Here is a 2,807-nt window from a genome sequence, read left to right as displayed (position 1 = left end):
TTCTTCTCGCCGAGACGGAAGGCTACGGTCGGCATCGTCGGGCCGGCGATGATATCGACATCGCAAAACGCCCGTTCGAAGTCCCGGGCGATATTCCGGCGGGCCACCTGGGCCTTCGCGTAGTACCTGCCGGTGTAGCCGGCCGAGAGGGTGAAGGTCCCGAGCATGATACGGCGCCTGACTTCGGCCCCAAAGTTCGCCTGTCGCAGATCCTGGTAGGCCTCGTGCCAGGTCTTTCTGGTATCGACCGCCGGGCCGTAACGGACGCCATCGAACCGCGCGAGATTCGAGGAGGCCTCGCTCGTGCAGATGACGTAGTAGGCCGCAAGCGCATACCGCATGCCGGGGATGCTCACCGGGACCGTGGTGGCCCCGAGGTCCTCGAGGATGCCGATGGCATCCCGGACTCTCTTTGCGACGCGCTCGTCCACCCCTTCGCCGAAGTACTCTTCAGGTACCCCGACCTGCAGGCCGCTGATATTTGCTGAAGGCTGGTGATCGTACGGCCGATCGAGCATCGTCGAGTCGCGGGGGTCGTAGCGCGCGATCACCGACATGAGCCTTGATACATCCTCGACCGTCCGTGCCATCGGTCCGATCTGCTCAAGGGAGTTTGCGTAGGCGATGAGACCGTAGCGGGAGACCCGGCCGTAGGTGGGTTTGAACCCCACGATCCCGCAGAACGCCGCGGGGCACCGGATCGAGCCGCCCGTGTCGGTGCCGAGCGCCATCGGGACGAGGCCTGCGGCGACCGCAGCGGCGCTCCCGCCCGAAGAGCCGCCCGGAACCCTTGACGGGTCGACCGGATTTCTGGTGGGGCCGAACGCGCTCGTCTCGGTGGTCGAGCCCATGCCGAACTCGTCCATGTTGGTCTTGCCGACGATCGCGGCCCCTTCCCTCCGGAGGAGTTCCACGACGTGGGCATCGTACGGCGGGACGTAGCCCTCGAGGATCCGGGACGCACAGGTGGTCCGGATACCTGCCGTGGAGATGTTGTCCTTGACCGCGATGGCGACGCCGGCGAGCGCACCATCACCGAACGGTGCCTCGCGGCAGGTGGTGATGAAGGCGTTGTAGCGGTCGTCGGGCGAGAAGTTCAGGGTTCCCGCCACTCACATCACCCTCGGCGCCTTGATGAACCCGTCCTCGGTCGACCCTGCGTTTGCGAGGACCGCCTCCTGCGGGAGGCTGGGCCAGGGCTCGTCCTCCCTGAAGACATTGGTAGTCCCGGCGGCGGGGGCGCCCTCGCCCTCCACGCTGTCGAGAACCTCGAAGTATTCCAGGATCGCGTTGAACTGAAGGGTGAATTCCGGCACCTCGTCTTTCGATATGCCGATATCCGCAAGTTCTGCTATATGCTCAATATCGCTCTCAGTAATCATATTTTGCCCTGCTGATCTCAGTTAAGTACCCTTGTACCGACTTTTTATAACCGTTTTGATACACTCAACAGAATGATTTGGTGTTTGTAACCTGGGAAACAACTCTGTTTCAGTCGGTGTTTTCGGTTACCCTGAAGGTTGAATCTCTCATAGTAATAAAAGTGTCCGCATCCAGCGCCCCACAAAACATCAGGTAGAATGAAAAGGGGAGATGATCCGCGCACCGCCTCCGGGGATCGCACTGTTGTCCCGAAAGCTGCCGGCAGGAATCGATGCGCGGCCTCTCGCTGTGCCTCATGGATGATTTAATGGAAATCGTATCAATAGCGGACCATTTTACCTAATTTTGCGGGTCCTGGTGCGTGGAGGATCGTCACCTCACGCGAAGAACGCGAAGGCGCGAAGACCCTAGGATTGCTACCCCGACCTTCCCTTCGCGCCCTTCGCGGCAACACGAGAGGCAACGTTACGTGTAAAACGCACATGGGGGAGAGCCTCATGCTGCACGGATGAAAGCAGCCCTCCCGCCGTGGGGTGGGAGCAGGAGAGGGAGTCTCCCCCACCCCGCAAAAGCCGGGCCCAGAGCACGATGGGTATCAATATGCTCCTGCGGTGCTTCCGGGCTGGTTCATCCTCGGGTGTTCCGACCGCTCATGATAGCGTTTCCAGGTACTCGGCAACCCGTCTATGGCCGTTCCGGCGTGCGAGCCCCTGTATTGTCCGCCAGATCCCGCTCCCGTACTGCATCGCTTTCTTCTCGGCCCTGGCGATTTCAGCGGGGATATGACGTTCTGCGACCGCCCGGAGGGGGCGTTTTCGCACCCCCCCGCACACCTTCTCACCGGACGGGATCGCCTGTGCGGCGCGCACCACCCGGATGTCGAGGTAGGGCATCGAGAAGTACGTCCCGTGGAGCGTCGCCACCGCCTGGTCCCGCGCCCTCTGGCGCTCATGGTCTGCAACATCCCGCTCGAGTTCTGCCGCGAGGTCAGGGGAGGAGAGGTAGCGGGCGTAGCCGCCGAAGAGCTCGTCCGCCCCCTGCCCGGCGAGGATCCGGGTATGCCCGAGCTCCCGCGCCCGGGCGGCGACGAAGAAGAGGGTCGTCGCGATCGAGGCCTCGACCGGGTTTGCCGGGTCCGGGATCACCCTGACCACCCGGGCAAGCGCTTCTGCGACCTCCTCTTCTGTCGGGGTGACGACCTCGAGGTCAAGTTCCATCATCAGGGCAGCCTTCGTCGCCCATATGATGTCGTGCGACCCCTCGATCCCTACCGCCACGCAGGGGAGATCGGCAAGCCCGGCGATGAGGCCTGAGTCCACCCCGCCTGAGAACGCCACCACCCCTTCGTCGCTCCTGAGGTTGACCGCGGTGATGATCGCCTCCTCAAGCGTGCAGGATGGGGGGTCAGGGGCTATCCGGGCTAC

General features: G+C 63.1%; 3 protein-coding genes. All 3 read right to left on the bottom strand.

Annotated features, from left to right (window positions below; all coding sequences use genetic code 11):
* A partial coding sequence (gene gatA / locus BP858_RS12190; RefSeq protein WP_286879581.1) for an Asp-tRNA(Asn)/Glu-tRNA(Gln) amidotransferase subunit GatA occupies positions 1 to 1,112 on the bottom strand: 1,112 nt, incomplete at its 3' end.
* Positions 1,113 to 1,382 (bottom strand): Asp-tRNA(Asn)/Glu-tRNA(Gln) amidotransferase subunit GatC, encoded by a 270-nt coding sequence (gatC, locus tag BP858_RS12185; RefSeq protein WP_286879580.1) that lies wholly within the window; start codon positions 1,380 to 1,382, stop codon positions 1,113 to 1,115.
* Between the two features lie 651 nt (positions 1,383 to 2,033).
* Positions 2,034 to 2,807: asparagine synthase C-terminal domain-containing protein (locus tag BP858_RS12180; RefSeq protein ID WP_286879579.1), on the bottom strand; the 774-nt coding region annotated here is incomplete at its 5' end.

The sequence above is a fragment of the Methanoculleus sp. UBA413 genome (assembly GCF_002502935.1).
GTDB classification, from domain to species: Archaea; Halobacteriota; Methanomicrobia; order Methanomicrobiales; family Methanoculleaceae; genus Methanoculleus; species Methanoculleus bourgensis.
This window is presented reverse-complemented; position numbering and strand designations above follow the sequence as displayed.

Excerpts from the sequence above, each read along its gene's own strand:
- gatC (WP_286879580.1), bottom strand. The coding sequence starts at position 1,382 with ATGATTACTGAGAGCGATATTGAGCATATAGCAGAACTTGCGGATATC.